We start from the raw sequence: 2178 nt of genomic DNA on the forward strand, positions 1-2178 counted from the left end.
GGCCGGCCGGGGCGGGCGGCGGGGCGGTGGACGAGGCCAGCGTGCCGGTCGCGGAGGCGAAACGGTCGTCCAGCGAGTCCGGCGCGGACGTCGGCCCGGTGTCCCCGGTGGTGTCGTCGTACAACTGCGCCCACCAGTCGTCCTCGGGCCCGGCGGGCTGTCCCCCCTGCTGGCTCATGTCCCTCATTGTCCACCGCACGGGGCGCTCGAGAACGGGGCATCGGGAAAACGGGGGCCGCTCCACGGCGTGTCGGGCGAACCGTCAAACAACCGTACGAAGAAAGGAGTTGGTGTCGCCGGACGGTTCCACCCCCCACAGGAGAACCGCCCGGCGACCGATGGTGACCCGGTCCCGGTTCCCCGCCGCGCGGATGCGCGTCGTGGGCCGGGTCACGTCCTGGGTGTACGGCGCCCCGGTCCGCCCGCACGCCGGGCAGTCGCGCCGGGGCGAGGTCCACCCGCGATGATCTTGCGGTCGCCGTGGGCCCCACCTTGGCAGAGTGACCGGGGGTACGGCGATGATGTCCGGCGGCGGGTTCACGCCATGGCCGTTTCCCGCCACCCGAGCGGTGCCCGGCCCGTCGGCCCCGCCGTGACCAGGGAGGACAGCGCAGGGATGCTCGCAGCGATAGGCCTGGACGAGACACACGAGGCGGCGTACCGCGCTCTGGTGTCGCTCGGCGCCGCCGATGTGCCGGATCTGGCGCGCCGGCTGTCGCACGGCGAGCAGGACACCGAGCGAGTGCTGCGGCGGCTGGAGCGGCAGGGGCTGGCCGCCCGTTCGCCGGCCCGGCCGGGCCGTTGGGTGGCGGCCCCGCCCGCGGTGGCGCTGGGCGCGCTGCTCACCCAGCAGCGGCACGAGCTGGAGCAGGCGGAGCTGGCGGCGGCGCTGCTGGCGGAGGAGTACCGGGCGGCGGCGGCCGAGCCGGCCGTGCACGATCTGGTCGAGGTGGTGACGGGCGCGGCGGCGGTGGCGCAGCGTTTCCTCCAGCTTCAGCTGGGGGCGGCCGAGGAGGTGTGCGCGCTGGTGACGGGCAACCCCGTGGTGGTCTCCGGCGCCGAGAACGAGGCGGAGGCGCGGGCGTCCGCTCGCGGGGTGCGCTACCGGGTGGTGGTGGAGCGCCCGGTGCTGGACCTGCCGCACGGCATGGCCGAGCTGACGGCCGCGCTGTCCCGGGACGAGGAGGTGCGGGTCGTGCAGGAGGTGCCGACGAAGCTGGTCGTCGCGGACCGCTCGCTGGCCCTCGTACCGCTGATGTCCCGCAGCTCGGAGCCGGCGGCGCTGGTGGTGCACGCGAGCGGGCTGCTGGAACTGCTCCAGGGGCTGTTCGAGTCGGTGTGGCGGGACGCGCTGCCGCTGCGGCTGGGCACCGCCGGGGTGACCGAGCGGGGCCCGGACGGCCCCGACGGCACCGATCTGGAGATCCTCTCGCTGCTGCTGGCCGGGCTGACGGACGCGAGCGTCGCCAAACAGCTCGGCCTGGGTCTGAGGACCGTACAGCGGCGGGTGAAACGGCTGATGGAGCTGACGGGTGTGACGACGCGGCTGCAACTGGGCTGGCACGCCTACGAGCGGGGCTGGGTGACACGGCACGGGTGAGCCGGGCCGGGGCACCCCGCGGGCGGCGGGCGTGCGGCGCCCCGACTGCGGGGCGGGGCCCGCTCCGGCACCCTGGGCAGATGGGAGTGTGGGAACTCCTGCTGGTCGGGGTGGTGCTGCTGCTCGGCCTGTGCGGAGTGCTGGTGCCCGGTGTGCCGGGGTCGTGGCTGGTGTGGGCCGCGGTCATGTGGTGGGCGCTGAAGGACCCGCAGCCGGTGGCCTGGTGGGTGCTGGTCGGCGCCACCGTGACGCTGCTGCTGGCGCAGGTGGTGCGCTGGGCGCTGCCGCCGCGCCGGCTCCAGGAGGCGGGTGCCACGCCGCGTATGTGGGTGTACGCGGGGCTCGGCGCGCTCGCGGGTTTCGTGCTGGTCCCGGTGATCGGGGCGATCCCCGGTTTCGTCGGCGGGATCTACCTCTCGGAGCGGCTGCGGCTGGGCCGGCACGGGGAGGCGCGGGCGGCGGTGCGGACGGCGATGCGGTCGGGCGGCTGGAGCGTCCTGGCGGAACTCTTCGCCTGTCTGCTGATCGCGGGCGCGTGGGTGGGCGCGGTGGTGGCGGGCTGAGCGCCGGGCGGGGAC

At 75.5% G+C, this 2178-nt stretch carries 2 protein-coding genes; both read left to right on the forward strand.

Features of this window, described 5'->3' with window-relative positions; all coding sequences use genetic code 11:
* Nucleotides 1–616: 616 nt before the first annotated feature.
* The gene (locus tag MTQ10_RS29930; RefSeq protein WP_247473675.1) at nt 617–1600 is read left to right on the forward strand and encodes a helix-turn-helix transcriptional regulator; all 984 of its coding nucleotides are present in this window, start codon (nt 617–619) and stop codon (nt 1598–1600) included.
* Nucleotides 1601–1680: 80 nt separating this feature from the next.
* Nucleotides 1681–2163 (forward strand): DUF456 domain-containing protein, encoded by a 483-nt coding sequence (locus MTQ10_RS29935; protein WP_247473677.1) that lies wholly within the window; start codon nt 1681–1683, stop codon nt 2161–2163.
* Nucleotides 2164–2178 lie beyond the last annotated feature (15 nt).

This window comes from Streptomyces sp. XM83C, from assembly GCF_023072675.1.
In the GTDB taxonomy this organism is placed as follows: domain Bacteria; phylum Actinomycetota; class Actinomycetes; order Streptomycetales; family Streptomycetaceae; genus Streptomyces; species Streptomyces thermocoprophilus.